This window comes from Nostoc sp. 106C, assembly GCF_002154725.1.
Lineage (GTDB): Bacteria > Cyanobacteriota > Cyanobacteriia > Cyanobacteriales > Nostocaceae > Aulosira.
Genome location: NZ_MTAW01000095.1, coordinates 83,475 through 103,406 on the forward strand (window position 1 = coordinate 83,475; position 19,932 = coordinate 103,406).

15 protein-coding genes and 1 pseudogene are annotated in these 19,932 nt (G+C 40.5%); 7 read left to right on the forward strand and 9 right to left on the reverse strand.

Annotated elements, in window-relative coordinates:
* Window positions 1-378 precede the first annotated feature (378 nt).
* Window positions 379-765 (forward strand): oxalurate catabolism protein HpxZ, encoded by a 387-nt coding sequence (gene hpxZ, locus BV375_RS12070; RefSeq protein ID WP_086760719.1) that lies wholly within the window; start codon window positions 379-381, stop codon window positions 763-765.
* Between the two features lie 267 nt (window positions 766-1,032).
* On the opposite strand, the gene BV375_RS12075 is transcribed toward hpxZ, so the two are convergent.
* The 3 genes from BV375_RS12075 to hisC all read right to left on the reverse strand — a co-directional run bounded on the left by BV375_RS12075 (window position 1,033) and on the right by hisC (window position 4,925).
* Complete coding sequence (locus BV375_RS12075; protein ID WP_208099105.1) at window positions 1,033-2,925, reverse strand: WG repeat-containing protein; 1,893 nt, start codon at window positions 2,923-2,925, stop codon at window positions 1,033-1,035.
* A 3-nt stretch (window positions 2,926-2,928) separates the two neighbouring features.
* Window positions 2,929-3,717 carry an S-layer homology domain-containing protein gene (locus BV375_RS37585; RefSeq protein WP_208099106.1) on the reverse strand — a complete coding sequence of 263 codons (789 nt, stop codon included), beginning with the start codon at window positions 3,715-3,717 and terminating at the stop codon, window positions 2,929-2,931.
* 143 nt (window positions 3,718-3,860) lie between these two features.
* Window positions 3,861-4,925, reverse strand: coding sequence for a histidinol-phosphate transaminase (gene hisC, locus BV375_RS12080; RefSeq protein ID WP_086760721.1), 1,065 nt, complete (start codon window positions 4,923-4,925; stop codon window positions 3,861-3,863).
* Window positions 4,926-5,519: 594 nt separating this feature from the next.
* On the opposite strand from hisC, the gene BV375_RS12085 reads away from it, so the two are divergent.
* Window positions 5,520-6,152, forward strand: coding sequence for a pentapeptide repeat-containing protein (locus tag BV375_RS12085; RefSeq protein ID WP_086760723.1), 633 nt, complete (start codon window positions 5,520-5,522; stop codon window positions 6,150-6,152).
* Window positions 6,153-6,367: 215 nt separating this feature from the next.
* Here BV375_RS12085 and BV375_RS12090 read toward each other — a convergent pair whose 3' ends face one another.
* Complete coding sequence (locus BV375_RS12090; protein WP_086760725.1) at window positions 6,368-8,542, reverse strand: FAD/NAD(P)-binding protein; 2,175 nt, start codon at window positions 8,540-8,542, stop codon at window positions 6,368-6,370.
* Window positions 8,543-8,989: 447 nt separating this feature from the next.
* On the opposite strand from BV375_RS12090, the gene fosX reads away from it, so the two are divergent.
* Window positions 8,990-9,397, forward strand: coding sequence for a FosX/FosE/FosI family fosfomycin resistance hydrolase (gene fosX / locus BV375_RS12095; RefSeq protein WP_086760727.1), 408 nt, complete (start codon window positions 8,990-8,992; stop codon window positions 9,395-9,397).
* A 471-nt stretch (window positions 9,398-9,868) separates the two neighbouring features.
* Here fosX and katG read toward each other — a convergent pair whose 3' ends face one another.
* The 4 genes from katG to BV375_RS12115 form a co-directional block, all read right to left on the reverse strand.
* Entirely contained in the window at window positions 9,869-12,097 is a 2,229-nt protein-coding gene (gene katG / locus BV375_RS12100; protein WP_086760729.1) for a catalase/peroxidase HPI, read from the reverse strand.
* 80 nt (window positions 12,098-12,177) lie between these two features.
* A complete protein-coding gene (locus BV375_RS12105; RefSeq protein ID WP_086760731.1) occupies window positions 12,178-12,375 on the reverse strand; it encodes a catalase-related domain-containing protein in 198 nt (65 codons plus the stop codon).
* Window positions 12,376-12,987: 612 nt separating this feature from the next.
* Entirely contained in the window at window positions 12,988-14,010 is a 1,023-nt protein-coding gene (locus BV375_RS12110) for an aspartate carbamoyltransferase catalytic subunit (protein WP_086760733.1), read from the reverse strand.
* Between the two features lie 242 nt (window positions 14,011-14,252).
* Entirely contained in the window at window positions 14,253-14,825 is a 573-nt protein-coding gene (locus BV375_RS12115; protein WP_086760735.1) for a PadR family transcriptional regulator, read from the reverse strand.
* A 182-nt stretch (window positions 14,826-15,007) separates the two neighbouring features.
* Here BV375_RS12115 and BV375_RS36835 point away from each other — a divergent pair, with 182 nt between their 5' ends.
* Complete coding sequence (locus BV375_RS36835; protein WP_208099107.1) at window positions 15,008-15,121, forward strand: NmrA family NAD(P)-binding protein; 114 nt, start codon at window positions 15,008-15,010, stop codon at window positions 15,119-15,121.
* Window positions 15,122-15,204: 83 nt separating this feature from the next.
* Here the strand turns inward: BV375_RS36835 and BV375_RS12120 are convergent, their stop codons facing one another.
* On the reverse strand, window positions 15,205-17,895 hold the full coding sequence (locus BV375_RS12120) for an NB-ARC domain-containing protein (protein WP_086760737.1): 2,691 nt from the start codon (window positions 17,893-17,895) through the stop codon (window positions 15,205-15,207).
* 719 nt (window positions 17,896-18,614) lie between these two features.
* On the opposite strand from BV375_RS12120, the gene BV375_RS12125 reads away from it, so the two are divergent.
* The 3 genes and pseudogenes from BV375_RS12125 to BV375_RS12135 all read left to right on the forward strand — a co-directional run.
* The gene (locus BV375_RS12125; RefSeq protein ID WP_086760739.1) at window positions 18,615-18,842 is read left to right on the forward strand and encodes a hypothetical protein; all 228 of its coding nucleotides are present in this window, start codon (window positions 18,615-18,617) and stop codon (window positions 18,840-18,842) included.
* A gap of 296 nt (window positions 18,843-19,138) precedes the next feature.
* Window positions 19,139-19,603, forward strand: a complete 465-nt coding sequence (locus BV375_RS12130; protein ID WP_086760741.1) for a hypothetical protein — start codon at window positions 19,139-19,141, stop codon at window positions 19,601-19,603.
* Window positions 19,594-19,932, forward strand: a pseudogene (locus BV375_RS12135) (ISAzo13 family transposase); the annotation flags it as partial. The gene BV375_RS12130 and the pseudogene BV375_RS12135, both read left to right, overlap by 10 nt.

Sequence of the window (19,932 nt, forward strand, 5' to 3'; positions counted from 1 at the left end):
GCCGCGTCTTTCTGAGGTTAAGGATTATGCAACTTAAAGGCGGGTTAGCTTACCAGTCTCCTTGATGGATTGGCTGCTAAAAAAAAGTCGACTTGTTTATGTGGCACAATTCGCTTGCGTAATTCATCCGCTATCGAAATTAACAGTGGGCGCACTATTGAATATTTTAGTTTATCGTCCCTGTTCGACGAAGTTTACGCTAGTGGACTGGACTAATCTGAGGTGTAAAATGTGATTTGATTCATCACATTTTACACAGCGAAAATCTTTCAATTCGTAATAGTTTCAAATAATCAACCAGAACTATTGTGTTTTTAAATACTCAGATGACTAATTAGAATGAAATAATCAACCATATCACCCCAATTGATCGCAACAATGACTACAGTAAATGATCCTGCTGTTGTAGCTGAAGTAACTGATTTGTACCTCAAGTACGAAGCAGCCTTAGTTAATAACAATCTGGAAGTGATGGATAGTTTATTTTGGGATGCACCAGAAGTAGTGCGCTTTGGTTTAGCAGAAAACCTCTACGGTGGTGAAGAGATTCGCAATTTTCGCGCCTCTCGACCGAACCCAAAAATCGAACGAGAAATTTCCAATCTCAAAGTTGTGACGTTTGCAAAGGATACAGCAACTGTAACGCTAGAATTTCGCCGCATTATCAATGGTGTAGAACGTTTTGGGCGACAAAGCCAGACTTGGTACAGATTTCCGGATGGGTGGAAGGTGGTTTCGGCTCATGTTTCTTTGTTACCTGTGTGAGCCATACATACACAACACATACCGTTTCTCCAAGAGTTAGCAGCACTCAAGCTGCGAACCCTGGCAACAATGCATAGTTCAACGTTTGTGGAGGATAGTGAACGTGCATTGCAAGATTTAGCTGTGATGCTTGTTGAAGCAGAAGAGATGACAACTGAGCGAGCATCGCGTTTATTTCATCAGTGGTACAAAAAGTGCGTAGGCGTAGCCCGCCGCAGGCATCGCTCGCAGCTGCAAAATTTGAGTTTATTCAATCCTCACTCCCATTTAAGGTTTGCGAATATAGCCCCATTTACCTCCTGTGAAATATACTTTGCCTTGTTCTAGATCTTGTTTTAATTCTCCACCAACATTAACTAATGCCATACCTTGAGAAAAGGGTTTAGCAAAATCGAAATTTCGTGGAATTATAAATTCACCAAACTGATTAATATATCCCCATTTGCCTCCCATTTTGGCAGGAGCTAATCCTTCTGAAAAAATATCAGCTTCATAAAATTGCGGCTCTATAATAAATTCTCCTATTTTATCAATATATCCCCATTTATTCACAAATTTAACTAATGCGAAACCTTCGGAAAAACTTGTAGCATCATCAAACTTAGATTCAATTATAATTTTGCAAGTTTTATCAATGTAACCCCATTTATTAGCTATTTTTACGGCTGCTATGTCTTCGGAAAATGATTTAGCATCATCAAATTGAGCAGCAATAATAATTTTGCCTATATTATCAATATATCCCCACTTATCAGCTATTTTTATCGCTGCCATGCCTGAAGAAAACGATGCAGCATCATCAAATTGTAAGGCAATTATCCGGTTAGCAGTTTTATCTATATAGCCATATTTATTATTAACTTTGATCAGGGCTAGCCCTTCCGAAAAAGGTTGAGCATTATCAAATTGAAGGCGGCTGACAAGTTTACCTGTTTTATCAATGTAACCGTATTTATAACCCATTTTGACGGCTGCTATACCTTCAGAAAATGGTTCAACCCAATCAAATTGAGGCTTGAGGTTAATTGGCTGCGATGTATCTATATAACTATAGTTACTATTTATGCGCCGATGGGTAAAGCTATTATTTTTAATTTCTTTTATATCAAGTGTTCTAGGAGTTTTAGAATAAAATTCAGATTTTAGCAGTTTAGCTAAAAGGTTATTTTCTTCTAGCAAAGCTTCATAAAAAAAGAAAACTTCCCCTTGAATACCAACAGAACGGTTATAGTTTAGTGCCTTAACTAAATGTTCTGAATCAATTCGATATGTACTTTGTTTTAAAAGCACACTAGGAATTAGTTGTGGCAATTGTTGTTTGGTAAATTGATTAGCTACAAGCCTATCTATATCTCTCTTATATAGTTCAAATTCTCGCCAATATAATTGGGGATGAATTAAATCGACTAGCCCAAGGTTAACCCAAGTTTGAGAATCTTGGAGGTAGTTTTCATAACTCCAAGGATAAGCACTTGGAGCCATTGAAATAATTAATTCCGGATTTATACTAATTATTTCCCGGTAGACGCGGGTTAAAAAATTTGAAAGAATATCTGCTCGCCATTGTAACCATTGTGGATCTTTGGGGTTTTCTGGTGGTAATCGATTAAATTCCTGGCGATAGCGTTCAACAGTTCTTTGATCGTAACCACCTTCACTTGGTAAAGCAGGAAAGCGATCGTCTCCTTGAATTCCATCAACTTTATAGTTTTTAATGACTTCTAAAAATAAACTTAATAAAAAGTTTTGCACTTCGCTATCAAAAGCATTTAGCCACTCAAAACCATTTTTAGTAAGTAAATTACCAGCATAGTCACGCGCTGCCCATTCTGGTTTTTTGGCGATGATTGTACCACCCTGTTTTTGATAAGAACTAGCAAAGCCATATTCAAACCAAGGGATAACAGCAAGATTAACTCGTTTGGCTTCGACAATTAATTCGGCTAAAGGATCTCTACCTTGAAATTGCGGATTTATTTCAACACCAAAGTTTTCTCGCATAACTCGGCTGGGATAAGTGGTGAGTCCGTTATTCCAGACAACAGGAAATACCACATTAAATCCAGTTTCAGCGAGAAAGTTCATCGCCTCGGCAATATTTTGTTTGGAGTTAAAGACTTTGCTAGCTGTTGTAGTCAGCCAAATACCACGAATTTCCATGAATTAGGTTGGGCTTGATTTATTGAGATTTTCTCTAACTAATGCCAATCCTTCTGAAAAAGGATGAACTTCCTCAAATTGTGGCGGAATCACAAATTTTCCAGTTTTGTCAATATATCCCCACTGATTACTTTTTTGCGCTCGTGCTAATCCTTCCACAAAATTATCAGCAGCATCAAATTGGGGTGGAATCACGAACAATTCTGTACCAGGAATATATTTAGAAGGTACTGTAGGAATTTCGAGAACTCGACAAATAAATGTTGCTATTTCGCCTCTAGTAATGTTTTGATTGGGCTGCAAGCGTTTGATTTCTGGGTAGTTCACAATAATGCGCTTTTCAGTTGCGGCTGCGATCGCACGTGTAGCATAACTGGGAATTTGCCCGAAATCATCATAATATTTTTTCAAAGTATTTATCGGATCTGCTGTTACCCCATAATTTAACCCTGACGCTAAAGCTGTTAAAGCTTGCACACGCGGAATTAGTTCATTGGGTTTAAACATCCGATTGGGATATCCAGACAGATAATTTGCCTGATATGCTTCGGCTATTGCCTTAGCTGCCCAATGATTAGCTGGTACATCTATAAAGCTAATCTCAGGACGAGATGATGGCTGTTTTGGTAAGCCAATAGAAATAATCGCCGCAAATTCAGCACGAGTAACAGGTGCAGCCGGGCGAAAAGTACCGTCTGGATAACCTTTTAATATATTTCGCTGGGCCGCTGCAAGAATAGATGTTTTTGCCCAATGGTTTTGAATATCTGAAAACATTGACTCATTCACCATAAATGCTTTTAATTGTCTTAATCTGGATAAACTAGATTTGCTACATCAAAAATACTTAAATTGACATAAAATCTAGCAATTAGCGACAATTTAGGCAATTTGCATTTGCCATAAGTCCAAATGACAAATTTTTGTTTTTTAACTTAATATTTCCTAGTCTCCAGCAAATTATTCAATGCCTGTACCAAAGTGTGATTTTGTTCATCAGTGCCAACAGTAATGCGTAATTTATCTTCCAATCCTGGTTGCTTGAAGTAGCGGATTAAAATTTTTTGTTCTTTGAGTTTTTGATAGAGGTATTCTGCATTTCCTTGAGGAGGTTGCGCTAGTAAAAAATTGGTTTGAGAATCCCAAACACGAAAACCTAATTGTTTTAAGTCTGATGCTAGCTGAGTTCTTGATACTTTAATCTTTGCTATACAAGCGTTTTTATAAGCTTGGTCGTTAATAGCAGCAGTGGCCACTGCACAGGCGATCGCATCAATGTTATAGCTATCTTTCACTTTAAACAACCCATCCAATAACCAGGGATTTGCCACCCCAAACCCTAATCGTAATCCTGCTAGGGAGTAACCTTTGGAAAGTGTCCGAATAATCATCACATTCTCGTATTCCTGCACTAAATCCAAAGCATTTTCTTCAGCAAAATCTACATATGCTTCATCAATTACTAAAACCCCAGATAACTGACTGGCTAATTTCCGCAGATCATCAGTTGGTACTACGTGACCCGATGGACTATTAGGAGAGGCAATAAATGTTACCGACCCATCAGCAGAAATTAATTCTTTCAAGGGCAAACTGTAATCTTCTTCGTAAGGAATCTCTAAAATATCTGCCGCTTGCATTTCAGTTAATGTGCGATATAGCACATAAGTGGGCATTGGATAGACTACCTTGCGTCCCGGTTCAGTACAGGCACGAATGACGATGCTCAACAATTCGTCACTGCCATTACCTACAATGATCCAATCACTAGGAACGCCTAAAACTTTACTTGCGGCTTGTCGAAACTCTCCTCCGAATGGTTCTGGATATCGCCGCAACCATTCGCCATCAATATTCCGCAGTACTTCTAATGCAGCAGGTGAGGGAGGATAGGCGTTTTCGTTACTATTGAGTTTGATAATTGGCGTACCCCGTGGCGGCTGTTCACCAGGGATATAGCTAGCCATTGCATCAACATTAGAGCGGAAATAGTTGGTCATAGTGCATTGGGCTGGGAAAATCCATCTGCAATCACTGGATTATTATCTATCAACCTGGCGGCGATCGCTCATTATGTCCGCCTAATTGCTGAGTAAAAAACTCTCTGCGTTCTCTCTGGGCCTTAATGATAGGTGTTACACCAGACTCTATCTGACTGCGATTAGGTCAGATTTCTATTGCTAATTGTCAAGCTTCATTAATAATTAAATATTGATAACTTGTGTTTATCGTTTAGAAAAAAAATAGTATTTGCTCTTATCTAGGCGAAAAACTTAATATTGAAACCATACAAAGCCAAGCTAGCTTGTTAACAAAAAATCTCAAGCAGTCTTAAGAGCGATCGCCATCACAAACAACAAGATTGGATTGAAAGATTTCCTCACCTACCCTTACCTCTATAAGCAGAAAGGAAATAGTCAAAACATCATGGAATTATTGTGATTAAAGATTATGAATTGGCTGATTACTACATGAATTATTGAGATTTATGCCGCTATTGTAACTACCTTTGACGACAATATATTTTAGGTGTAGCCCATATAGTTGCAACATTTTGGTTTTAGTTTAACTCCATTTATCGCGAGGGAAAAATTATGAAGACAACAAGTTACCAAAAAATTACCTCCTGGATTTTTACAGCTGTATTTATAGCGTTCGTCACAGTATTTTCTCTGTTTGACCAACCTAATGCCCTAGCCCAAACAGAACCATCACCTGTAACTTCTGTACCTACCGAATCCATACCTGCGCCAGTACTATCTCCACCTCCAGTAACATCTCCAACAATATGGTCTGTAGATCCTGTAGCAGCAAATGTCAGCCGTTTATTAACAACTAATGAATGTGTTGGATGTAATTTGGTTGGAGCACGATTAGAAAGGGCAAACCTGCAAGCTGCTAATTTAGAAGGTGCGAACCTACAAGATGCAGAATTAGAAAAGGCAAATTTACAAGGTACAAACCTACAAACAGCTAATTTGCAAGGCGTAGATTTAAGCAAAGCCAATATAGCAGGAGCAAATCTGCAAGGAGCAAATCTCTATGATGCAGATTTAGAGGGAGCAAACTTGCAAGGAGTAAATCTCCAAGGAGCAAATCTACAAAAGGCTGATTTACAGAAAACAAATCTTCTAACTGCGAACGTACAAGGAGCAAACCTGTTAGGGGCTGATTTAGAAGATGCAGTTCTACCCGCAGGAATCATGACTCCATATCAATATCAGTAATTAAAACTGCGTCGCCACGATCGCTAAATAAATGGTAAATCCATAAATTTCTAAGCCAGGGATTGATGATCTCTGGCTTAGATCGTAGAGTGGGCATCGTCTACCAAAAACCTATATGATTCATATTTGAAGTACTTTTATTCAGCAACGTTAAAGTATAGACAATAAATTTTAAGGTGGGCACTGCCCACCCTACAAAAAATAATTTGCCAAGCTCAAATTTGATAGTCCAAGGTCACTAAAACTTTGCCACCACGTTGGTTGGCAGGTACAGCTTCCTTCATCTTCTCGGGATAAGGAAGGTTCAAGTTATTCATTAGTTCAATAAATTGGCTGCGGCTGCGTCCAGTAAACCGGGAATTCCAGCGCTTTTCCTCACCAATTGTAGACACAGTTTGTCCTTTATAGTCGTGACCGGGATATACCCATGTGTCATCTGGTAGGGTAAATAGCTTTTGCATGACGACATCATACAGTAACCCAGCATCACCATTCTGGAAGTCGGTACGACCGCAGCCTCGAATAAACAAGGCATCTCCGGTTAACAAATGAGTACCGTTGGCTAGGTAAGCCATGTGACTATCTGTATGTCCGGGAGTAGCGATCGCCTGAATCTGTACGTTCCCTAATTGCAATATTCCGCCATCAGCAATGTAGCGGTCTGCACGAGCTGTCTTAGCATTCTCAGGCAAAACACTAAAACAACCTGTAAATTGTCGCAACTGGCCTGTGCCGGTAATATGGTCAGCGTGAATGTGAGTTTCTAAGCAGTAATGCAAGGTCAGTCCTAGTTCTCGTAATACTTGGAGGTCACGTTCTACTTGTTCTAATACAGGGTCTACTAAGATAGCCGCTTTGGTTTGTGGGTCGGCTATCAGGTATGTATAGGTACTCGATTCTGGATCGAAAAGTTGACGAAATAGCATGGCAGTTTTGGGCAATGCATTCAACGAATTTCCAGCGAACCAATTTCTTTCCACAGCGTAGGGTTTGGGAGTCAGAGAGTTCAGTAACTCTTGTGCTAAATTTGCTGCTTGAACACGAATTTCAGGAACAGCAGTAGTTTCCCAAAGGTTGCCTTTACGCGGTGTTCCTAAGGTATAGAGGATTTCAGAGACATTTCCTTCGGCATCAATCACAGCACCGTTAGGAGCAGTATCGATCCCGATTGATAGAGCATGAGGACGAATCAGCCGTTGTTGTTGTAAGTTAGCAATCAGTGGGTGCTGTAACCTGTGGTAGTTACAATTTGAACCTGTATAATTGACAATTCGCTTAACCTGCAAGACTATATCTGCGTGTGTTCCCCGTTCCCGAATTGTCACATTTACTCCATTGTCAACTTCCTGACAAGTTTGAATCCGACCGCTGTAATAGCTCAGTTGACCAGATTGGCTAGCCGCATCTAATACCTCGGCAATTTCCCCTGCAATCTTGTGGCGGGAAACTTCCCAGTAAGCTTTGACATGGCGAAGAAAGCGTTTCTGTTCTATCATTGGCAGTGCTTGCCAGAGTTGTGAGGTAATTGGACGAATGGCATCAATTACTGCTCGCCAATCCTGTCCATGAGTAGCAGCTTTTTTTACTTCTTGACGTACTAAACGCAGTAATCCCCGTACTGTTTTTGGCGCATTTTCTAGGTCTATATATATATGATAGGGGATTGTTGCTTGGTGGCGCTGGGGCGTTAATCCATGACGAGAGACAGCATGAATTTTTCCTGGAAAACCTTGTTGGTGTAGTGCAACAACTGCATCGACCATCGTCAACCCAGTTCCTACTAACAGAATGGAATCTTCTGGATTAAGATCGGCGATCGCATCACTAGACCAAGCATCTTTAACGTAGCGATGATCTTTTCCGAGCGCAGCAATTGGTTGTGGTAGCAAAGCTGGAAAATTTCCCAAGGCTAGTACAGCTTTCTGCACGTGCAACCATTGACCACTACTTAGTTGTACCTTTGTGCTGTAGCTTGTTGTTTCAATCGCGATCGCTTCATCAACAATTCTCTCTAAGCGCACGTAAGCTGGAGCATTGGCCTCAGCTTCGTTCAAAATTGCCTGTACGTACTCTCCATAAACTTTACGCGGCACAAATGTCGATGCCGTACTTTCAGCATGTCCATTTCTATGCAGCCACCTCAAAAAGTGATTAGGTTCATCTGCAAAAGCACTCATCTTACCTGCTGGCACATTCAGCAAGTGAGAAATAACTGTTGTACTATATGCAACTCCTTTACCTATCTCAGAATTACGTTCAATCAATTTAATAGATACTGGTATGGTTGCGTTTCGCAAAATATTGGCTGCAACAAGAGAACCGCTAAAGCCGCCTCCAATAATTGCAATCGTACTAGGAGAAACACTTTGGTTCAAAATATAGTTGTACATAAAATATATGAAATAAACTTGTTGCTAGATACTTACAAATTTATTCCAGGTAAATTCGGATATTTATATTATTTTGCTGAGTGAGTGGATTAAATTAATTTAAACCTCACTTAGACAAGCGAAATATGGGAAATTTAATATAACTATTCAATTTTCCTAAGCAAAAATTACTAATCGCAAAATTACACAATCTCTAAGTCAATCTGCACAGGTATTTGAGTTTTTTAATGAGTCTTTCTCAACAAATCCGATAGAAATATGGGCGTTTATAAATCAGCAGTTAATAGCAGCTTTGAAACGCAAAAGTTCACCTGTCTGATTGTCAATTTTTTGTGACATACAAAGCTAGTGCATACGTTGTGGCTACTGCTATTGTCTGAAAGCGTGCATTCTGTACTAGTTTTATACTTAAAATTTACTATAAAGTTTCCTGGAATATGAGAACATATGATTGAAGGAATAAGTCATATCACATTCATTGTCAGAAATTTGGAGAAAATGACTAACTTTCTCACAACCATATTTGGTGCTCAGGAAGTTTATTCTAGCAGTGAGCAAATTTTCTCCATTTCAAAAGAGAAATTTTTTCTGATCGATAAACTGTGGATTGCGATCATGGAAGGCAAACCTTTACCAGAAAAAACCTATAACCATGTAGCTTTTAAAATAGCTGCTGAGGATTACGAACTGTACGCTGCGAGAATTAGAATTCTGGGAGTGGATATGAAAGAAGATAGAAATCGTGTAGAGGGCGAAGGACGTTCTTTATACTTTTACGATTACGACAACCATTTGTTTGAGCTACACACAGGTACTTTAAATCAGCGCTTGCAAAAATATCTGATTAAAAAATAAAGGCGATCGCACTCAGGATTTACGCAAGCAAAATTTGTCATTGCGACCGGAACGTAGTGTAGGGAAGCAATCCCAGAATTTCAGGCGATTACGTCGCTTCGCTCGTAATGACGGAATTCCGTGACTTTTGCGTAAGTCCTAACAGTCTCAGCCTTTTTTTATGCCATTTTCAACCCAATACTTGTCGGTTAAGGGGAAAAGGGGAAGGGGAAAGGGGAAAGAAAAAACCTTTAACCTTTACCCTTTAACCTTTTCTCCAAACCCAATTCCGAGTTAAAAATACTTAACCGAGCAGTATTGATTTTCAACCTATCGAACTCACGTCTTGTTAATGCAATAGCTAAGGCGGCGTTTCAACTTATCTTGAAATGCCGCCCTCATGTTTGTTTCTGGCTTCCAGCCGCGTTCAGGACTTCCGCAGGTTTGGGTAGCCTTGACCTCTAATCGCCCGATGAGCAGTTGAGGTTACGCCTAGAAACCCCTCGCAGAGCTTTCCGCTAAGACTGAGCGAAGGTCATAGCGGTCAAGGTTCATCACCTTGTCCCATGCCGCCACAAAGTCATTCACAAATTTCTGCTGTGAGTCCACACTTCCGTAAACTTCCGCGAGTGCTCGGAGTTGAGAGTTCGAGCCGAAAATGAGGTCAACACGGGTAGCGGTCCACTTCAGGTCGCCTGTTTTGCGATCGCTTCCCTCGAACTCATATTCAGCTTCAGAGGTCGCCTTCCATGTCGTGCCCAGGTCGAGCAGGTTCACGAAGAAGTCATTGGTCAACGTCTCTGGCCGATGAGTGAAGACGCCATGTTTAGACCCTCCAAAGTTCGCACCCAGGACGCGCAAACCGCCTAAGAGAGCCGTCATCTGAGGGGCTGACAGGGACAGCAATTGCGCCCGATCGACTAGCAACTCCTCGAGCGATTCGCTATGTTTGCCGCTAGTGTAGTTACGGAACCCGTCCGCAGTCGGCTCAAGCACGGCGAAGGACTCGACATCCGTTTTCTCTTGCAACGCATCTGTGCGTCCGGGCTTGAAGGGAACCGTCACGTCGTGACCGGCATTTTTCGCCGCCTGCTCGACGCCTGCGCATCCGCCCAGAACGATCAAGTCAGCGAGCGAAACTCGCTTCCCGCCAGACTGCGAGCTGTTGAACTCCTGTTGGATCGCCTCTAGGGTTTGCAGCACTGTTGCCAACTGCTCTGGCTGGTTGACTTCCCAATCCTTCTGCGGCGCGAGACGAATACGCCCCCCGTTCGCGCCACCGCGCATGTCGGAGCAGCGGAACGTTGACGCTGATGCCCAAGCGGTTGTAACGAGTTGGGAGACAGACAGTCCCGAAGCGAGGATCTTCGCCTTAAGGGCAGCGATATCCTGCTCATCAATCAACTCATGGTCAACTGCGGGGATGGGATCTTGCCACAGGAACTCTTCCTCAGGAACCTCTGGACCAAGATAGCGCGATCGCGGTCCCATGTCGCGGTGCGTCAGCTTGAACCACGCCTTGGCGAACGCGTCGGCGAACTCATCTGGATGTTCGAGGTAATGCCGCGCAATCTGGTTGTAGATGGGGTCCATCTTCATGGACATGTCTGCCGTGGTCATCATCGGGGCGTGCCGTTTTGACGGATCGTGTGCGTCGGGCACCGTACCCGCACCAGCACCGCCCTTAGGTCTCCATTGCCACGCGCCAGCAGGACTCTTTGTCAGCTCCCAGTCATATTTGAACAGGGTTTCGAGATAGCTGTTGTCCCACTGCGTCGGCGTGGGGGTCCATGCACCTTCGATACCGCTGGTGATCGCATCGACGCCGACACCCGTGTTGAAGGTGTTCTTCCAGCCGAGGCCCTGATCGATGATGGTGGCACCCCCAGGCTCAGGACCTACGTGCGTCGCTTCGCCCGCACCGTGGCATTTGCCAAAGGTATGTCCACCAGCAGTGAGCGCAACCGTTTCTGCATCGTTCATCGCCATCCGAGCAAAGGTCTCGCGAATATCGCGCCCTGAGCCTACCGGATCGGGCTCGCCGTCTGGCCCTTCTGGGTTCACGTAGATCAACCCCATCTGAACGGCGGCGAGAGGATTCAGGAGCACGCGATCGCCACTGTAACGCTCATTGCCAAGCCAGGCTTTCTCAGAACCCCAGTAGATGTCTTCCTCTGGCTGCCAGACGTCCACGCGCCCACCGGCAAAACCCAACGTCTTGAAGCCCATTGACTCCAGCGCGCAGTTGCCAGCGAAGACCATGAGGTCGGCCCACGAGATTTTCTTGCCGTATTTCTGCTTGATTGGCCAAAGCAACATGCGCGCCTTGTCGAGGTTGGCATTGTCTGGCCAACTGTTGAGCGGCTCAAACCGCTGGCTACCCGATCCCGCGCCGCCGCGACCGTCGCCAATACGATACGTGCCTGCGCTGTGCCACGCCATTCGGATGAAGAGCGGCCCATAATGACCGTAGTCAGCTGGCCACCAATCCTGAGAGGTGGTCATCAACTCATAGATATCTGCCCTCAGGGCAGCTAAGTCAAGACTCTTGAACTCCTGAGCGTAGTTGAACGCCTCACCCATAGGATTGGCCTGGGGTGAGTGCTGGTGGAGGATGCTCAGATTCAAATAATGCGGCCACCACTCTCGGTTTGTCGGCACGTGACGAGCCTTAAGTTTCTGACCTCCGCCCGTAAACGGGCATCCGCTTTCGCTGCTCATAGTATCTCCTATACTGTGTTATGGTGTGGATTTTTTGATCTACTGCTGGCATAGCAAACAAATCGAACTTACGTTAATTATTAGGCTCTGACGGGTTGAGCAGACGTTGGAATCATCGATGGATCAATGACAATCCCCAATCCTTGTGCGACAGGGCGACCGTAATTGACATCTGCCCGGAAGAAATAGCAAAGTTGGCGCATTTGAATATCACTTCGTGCCTGACTCAAACTGCCCACAATGTTTTGGATGAGACGCTCCTGTTGCTTGGGTGTCATGATTCGATAGAGATCGCCTGCTTGGGTGTAATCGTCATTTCCAACACGATGATCCTAGCAATCGGCTTTGAGCTTTGACATTGCCTAAGTCCAAAGCTGGCTCTGCATAAGCACAATTCTGCTCTGGCGCATCCTGATAGCTACGAGTACCTGTTGTCAAAGAGTTCTGTTATCTGCAACTGGAATGCCATTAGCAGTCGTCAAGGTTTTGAGGTCTGCCATACTGGGTGATTTCTCCATCATTTACTGAGACGTTGCATTATCTGTTTAGGCGGTCTAGCTCAAACTGATAAACAGTAAATTTACTCACAGTTGTTATGAGTTTATTTTAATATCGTAGTCAAAATGACTTCGAGATAGCAAGTTCAAGCAAAGATTGTAATAAACTGTAAGATTTATCTATTTGTGAACAGGAGCTAGCCCACCCAGTATTCAGCTAGAGAAGAAGTTTGAGTAGCATCAATGCTGACAGTTTTAACATTTGCATTGGGAATTGCTTTGTGCGTCTGCCTTGTACTGCCATACAGAATTCGTAATTAGGTTTTCGCAAGGGTTTCAGAATGTTATAGATTATCCTGATGACTTCAGCTAAGGTAGTTTGCTATTGAACTGTTAAACTTTGCCACTACCGATGAGATACAGCAACGCCATACGCACAGCTACACCACTGGTAACTTGTGCTTGAATGAGGCTAAATTCTGGATCGTCCATTAAATCGGAGCTAATTTCTACACCACGATTGACTGGACCTGGATGCAAAACTTTGACATTAGGCTTGCAAAGTCGCAGTTTATCTCGTGTAATGCCAAACAATTGATGATATTCTCGTAAACTCGGCAGTAAATGCGCAGTCATGCGTTCTTTTTGCAGGCGCAATGTCATGACGAAATCAGCATCACGCAAAGCTGGTTCAAGTTGCCAATGTAAAAATAACTGCCGTTTATAGGGGGTAGTTATTTCTATTTCCTCTGCTGTTTGTTCAGAGAAATACTCAGCAAATAACTTTGGTAAAAGGGTGGGTGGTGCTGCTAAATGCACTTCGGCACCACTTGCCGTCAAACTCCAAATATTCGATCGCGCTACGCGAGAATGCAGTATATCCCCGACAATGGCAATCTTTTTACCTTTTAAAAGTTCGATGCGGGGATTAGCTGGGTCAATGAGAGTACAGATGGTAAATAAGTCTAGCAGTGCTTGGGAAGGATGCTCATGTTGACCATCGCCAGCATTTAGCACACTCACCTTCACACCTAAACGATCCATTTCTTGAGCGATCGCATTTGGTACTCCTGCCTCTCGATGGCGGATTACCATGATATCAGTTCCCATCGCCAAATAGGTCTTAGCCGTATCGAGAATTGTCTCTCCCTTAGTCATAGAAGAAGTGGCTGCGGCAAAGTTCAGCGTATCTGCACTGAGGCGTTTGGCTGCGATTTCAAAACTACTGCGAGTGCGGGTAGAAGGTTCAAAGAATAAATTCGCTACCACTTGTCCCTGCAAAGTGGGTACTTTCTTTGTGCGTCGTGATAGCACCTCTTGGAAACTAGCAGCAGTCTGCAAAACTGCATCGTATTCAACGTTAGTGAAGTCAGTAAGAGAAAGAATGTGATGACGATTCCAGGTGGTACTAGGCATAGATATTGATCGGTTTTTTATGTAGAGATGTGATTGAGTAGCTCTCTACAGCTCTTAAATTACATATGCAGAGGCAATGATACCACCTGTCTTCTATCAAATTAGATACCTATTAAATACAACAATGAATAATACAAATATCGAGTTAATGATGGTTAGTTAATTCTGGAGGTAGAAGCACCAAATATAAAGATACACAGAGCCTTTCAGAAGGACTAGATGTTTTGTTTGCCAAATAAGAATTAATCACCTATTTTGTGGCTGTTACTCGTCTGCTGTCTTAATTGAGTAAGCGTTTCCTCACACCAATGAATTAGTGCCTGCGTTACATACAGCTTGTAGCTAGCTGTTATTAGCCAATAAGCAGCATTCGGATTATCAGCCTCCTTTACTTTTACCTGTTCTGCAATAGCTTGATACTTTTGCAGCAATTGCTGTTGCAAATTATGAAATTTTTCTACATGACGAATATTGTCAGCTACAGTCATTTGTTGCCCAAAAAACAGCTTTAACAAAATTTCAATTCTGTCTACTTGCGGCTCAACAGGCGCTATTAACCACTGTTGTAACTCCTTGAGTCCATTGTCTGTGATCTGATACACGTGGCGATCTGGCTTACCAACTTGCGCCTCTATCGATTGCGTTGCTAATCCTTCTGCAACCAACCGCTTGAGGATAGGGTAAATTTGCCCGTAGCTCTCACTCCAAAAGTTGCTGGTACTGGCTTCAATCTTCTTTTTGATGTCGTAGCCAGACTTGGGGCCAAAACTCAATATTCCTAAAATGGCGTATTTGCTTTTGTTTTCTCTTGACATTGCATTTCTCAGTTATATATCTTTAAGATATAAATAGGGATAAATTTTCAAACTGCTCTAGCCTTGGATTCTCATAATAATCCTCGACGTAGCTACAGATAATTAACTTTTGCCAAAGCGATCGCAGGCGCTCTAGCAGTATCTGTGCTAACAATCATCGTTAAGAAATTAGGAACACAAAGATGAAAGCATTTGTTACAGGCAGTACGGGTTTACTAGGTAACAACTTAGTGCGCTTATTAGTTGAACGAGGATATTTAATAAAAGCTTTAGTTCGAGTTTATTTGGCAATATGAATTTGCCAAAATTGAATCAGGAAAAGCTAATATTTTTAGTTTAAATGATTTGATATCTTAGCTATTGTCTTGTTTGCAGTTCACTACAACGAGGGTAAACTCCATTTTTCGCAAATCTCTCTAGCTTTCTTAATGTGTTCTTCTGCTTTCTCTTTGTAGCCAGACGTGGAAAAGTTCACGTTCGGTTTAGAATACAATTTCTCATAGCAATGAGCTTGTCCATAATGTGCTTGCATTTGCAAGCGTGGAAACTCAGCCTCCCTTAGAAGTTCCTCTAATTCTTCATATTTTTTTAAAGCATCTTCGTAATGCTCGCAAGAGTATTCCAATTCTGCATACTTGTGTAAAGTAAGGGCGTTACAAATCATAGGGGCTTTCTCTTTTCGTGAATAAGCTCGGTTAAGATAATCGTATGCTTTAAGTTTTTTACCATAACAAGTAGCTAACTCCGTGTACAGCCAGATGGGGCTTCCTATATCAGTCTCAGTAACGAAGCGTTCCGCTATCCCAAGAATAAATTCGCTAGGGGTGTGAAGCTTTAATATATTTAATGCCCTACCGATGTTGTACAATATCCTGAATTTTTTAGTGTGGTCTTGAGAGCTATCCTCGCTATTACTCATTACTGTTGTTTCTATTTCTTTTTTAGCCCCGTTATTTAATTCTTCACCTGATAAAAGATTTTTAAAACTATGAACTCCGCTTGGAACTACTTTTTCTCCAATTGCCTGGAATGCCGCAGTAATGAAACAACCAATCGCTCTTATAGGTTTTGGTTTTTCTAGCTCTATATGTATCAAGCCAAGTTCATAAATAGCTAAAGCTTGCCAGCTTAATTTTTTTAATTTTTTGGCATACTTACTTGCTGTTTCGCAATCTTTCTGAGATTGTTTAAAGTTACCTATAAGTCTATATGCCCTACCTTTATTGATATATGCAGCAATTTGGGTAAAGATTAATTCTTCATCTTTATTTAATTTCCTACCTATAATTTTTAAGATTTCGTCACTAACTTCAAGAGCTTTTAGATTTTTACCTGCTTCTGAATAAACGAACCCAAGAGGAACTAAAGCTATCGCTCTTTTTTGAAGGTCGGATAATTTGCTTATTAATTTGGGAGCTACTTCAGTTATGCGATCCACATTATTCCAAAGATTAGCGGAGCATCTTAAGTTATCTAATTTTTTTGCATTTAGAATCTTGAAAATAAATATTTCATAACAATCATTAAACATCCTAGCTTCATAAAAATGATGGATAGCCTCAAACGCTGCATCTACTTCTTGCACTTCTCGACAATTACCAGCTTTGTCCTGGTAATAATTTGCTGCTCTTATATGGCTTTCATTAAGCATCTTGTTATCAAGAAGCCTGTAACAGTATTCCTTAACAAAAGGATGTATTTTATAAATAGGATAATTTTCATCTTGAAATTTATTCTCAGCTTTCAATAAGCTTGCAACTTTTAAATCATCAATTATCTGTCTTATTTCATATTCGTCTAACCTATCCATTTGACTAAGTATACCGTTGAAGGAGATTAGATGTCGATCCTGATATACAGATATTCTAGTGAGACACTCTCGCTGCTTCTCATTCAACCTATTAACTACTTCTTTTAAGATAGTACAAATGCCATCTATTGGTTTATCCTGTTTCAAAAATAGGTTTACGCTTCCTTGAAACTCTTTGTCTCTTTGAATAAGGGGTATCACTAATTCTATTGCTTTAGGATTACCTGAACATTTTTTTGTTAGCGCTATAAGGTCACTCTCTGTTCCCTTTAATTTGTATGCACCATTCTCTACTTCGTGGTCAGATAAATTTGAGATCAGTTCTATTGCATATTCCTGATTAAGACCCGGCAGAATTAACTCTGAGTAGTTTGGACTTCTGAGTTCAACAAAACTTTCACGGCTATTTAATATTAATTTACTACAATGTTCTGTTTGTAATATTTTATTAAACAGATAATAATACTCTCGGCACTCTTCCGCAAATGTACCTGACTCTCCTAATTCTTTATTTTTATCAGATAGTAATGCTTCTGCATTATCAATAACTATTAGGCATCGTTGTTTTCTAAGTTGAGATAACAAGCGTTTTGTTATCCCTTCAAAATCATCCTGACGGGTTGTCTCGTTAGTTATTTCTCCATTAGAAAGATTATACAGAATGGAGTTGACAAATTCCTTAATAATAGGCGGTCTTTCATTATCCACCTGAGCATTAAACTCTTTCCAAACAACAGCGTTAAATATAGCTATTTTATCCTGATATAATTTTCTAATTAATTTACTAATTAAAGTTGTTTTTCCCGTACCGGCAAAAGCAATTATCCCTATAATTTTATGTTCCTGTTTCAGAATATTACTTTCAAGTTTCTCAAGATATTCTTTACGTCCAACAAAATATCTTGAATCTGATGCTATATTCTCTGGCATCCTAAAAATAGGAATTAGGTTATTTAAAATCTTATTTTCATCAGTATTTTCATTTATTTCCCCTGCGGCTTGAAGCACATTCCATACTTGATTGACTTCTATTTCAAGATAATTTGCAAGAAAACTAATAATTTCACGGCGCGGTTGTTTAGTTTTTCCATTAAAAATTCTATGCCAATTACTTCTATCTGTTGGGCTACCTGTTTTCTTTTCCATTTCAGATGCTGTAGGTAGTTTCTTTCCAGACATTTTTTCAAGTGCCATCTCAATAAAAAGTCTTTTCTTTATCTCTAGCTGGCAGATACTTGTGTTATTACTTATATTGGACATAGCTTAGTACCCCTTGTTATTTAAAAGTCTAATTTCTAGAATATTTTTATTTAAAAATAATAATTTACTAACAAAAATTATATTTTACTAAATTCATAGTGTTCATATTATATTTTTATAGGTTAAGTGCATAAGTATCGTACAAAAATGTGGTAAAAAGCTCTAATTATGGTAAATTACTCAATAATATTACGAGCATTCTCATTATTATTAAGAATTCATATTTGGTTGTTTTTATATAACTCAGTATAACTACTGTGGTATATTAGATACTTAAATTTAGGATATCTGAATAAAACAGATATACAGATTAATGCTTTTTAAAGCTTAATTTCCTGCAAGTAATCACATATTTATTCAAGACTAACACTTGCATAAAGAGGCTGTCTAAATTTTTTTGTTGTTTTTTTACAACTGATTAAATACAAATATAAAACTATTTTTATAAGGTTTTGTAGCTAAAAAGTACTGATAGCTGTTGTAGAAAAGCTCTTTTATTCATTTGCAACATCACACAAAAATAGATAGATTACAGGTATAAATCTACTTGGTAACCGACATCAATAAAGCAATATCTGAGCTTCCAACGAATGGGCATTCAAAATATGAAATATCAAAGCATACTTCATACTTTGAATTAGCTTGATAGTTTCTAGCTACTAAGCGGTTATCAAACATTTCACCTTTGGACGACTTATCAACACAGAGAAGCCTATTGTATGAAATACAACTTCCCAGTATGGCAAATAACTGTACCGCTAAGTATAATATTAACCTTTGGCATAGGTTCTATTACTGCCATTTACATGACCAACGGTGGATACATAATTCAGTTTGAAGCTACTCCGCAAAAAGTCAATGTGAGGACTGTGATAGATAAACGAAATAATAGAACAGTAGAAAATGATAAAACCAGAAAACAGGGAGAGATTAACAGTAAAGATTAAGTACTTAAATCTTTGAAGATAACTTTTTCTATCTAGTGAGTAATTTTACTCTAAACAAAAAGCCCCTGGTGATGTGCTAGGAGCTTTTCTGTCTATGGAGCGAGTTCTGCCAGAAACTCTATCGTCTTTGCCCATCGGACTGAGCAACCTGTATTTAAATTGGTGATTGTGCCAACTCCAAAAGCATCAAGAATGAAATTCCAACCTGTAACGATTGATGTGTTTAATTTCTCCAAACGCTTCTAGAGAATTATTTCCAGCAAAAAATCCTGGGAATTCTTGATGGTGGTGCTTGTATGGTAGATGCTCGTGATGTGGCACAAGCAATGATTAACGCAGTTGAGCGAGGTAAAAATGGCGATCGCTACATTACAGCCGGACAATATTACACTCTAGAAAATCTTTTCCAAACTCTAGAAAGAATTAGTGGAATACCTGCTCCTAAATTGCGAATTCCTTATAATTTGACTGTGATTTTAGCCTGGTTTTCTGATAATTACGCCAGATTGACTAGGACAAAATCAGTTATTCCTCTAGAAGGAATCCGCATCATGCATGAAAAAATCCAGCTTGACTCTGCAAAGGCAATTAAAGAATTAGAAGTTAGGGACTTCCAGAAAATAAAATATACAGTTTATAAGAATGATAATCATTCCGAGGGGAAGGGAGAGGCTGCCGCAGGCAGCCTCTCCCTTCCCCTTTTTGTAGTAAATTCAAGGATGATTCGATTTTTCGGTAGAAAAAGGTGTCTATACAATTAACGGATTCACTAAAACACTTGTTGAAGGAAACGGCACAGCAATTAACAGGAGCAGCCAAACGTAAATTTATTGCACAAACAGTTGTGGCATTAGGATACGGAGGACACTCTCTAGCACAGCGAGAGTTGGGATGGAATCGGGTAACTATTAGTAAAGCAATCAAAGAATTAAATAGTGGTATCACTTGTATAGATAACTATCGAGGTCGAGGACGTTATAAAGCAGAATCACATCTACCAAATCTTTTATCAGATATCAAAAAGTTAGTTGATGGTCAAAGTCAGATAGACCCAAGTTTTAAAAGTCAAAGGCTCTATATGCGTCTTTCT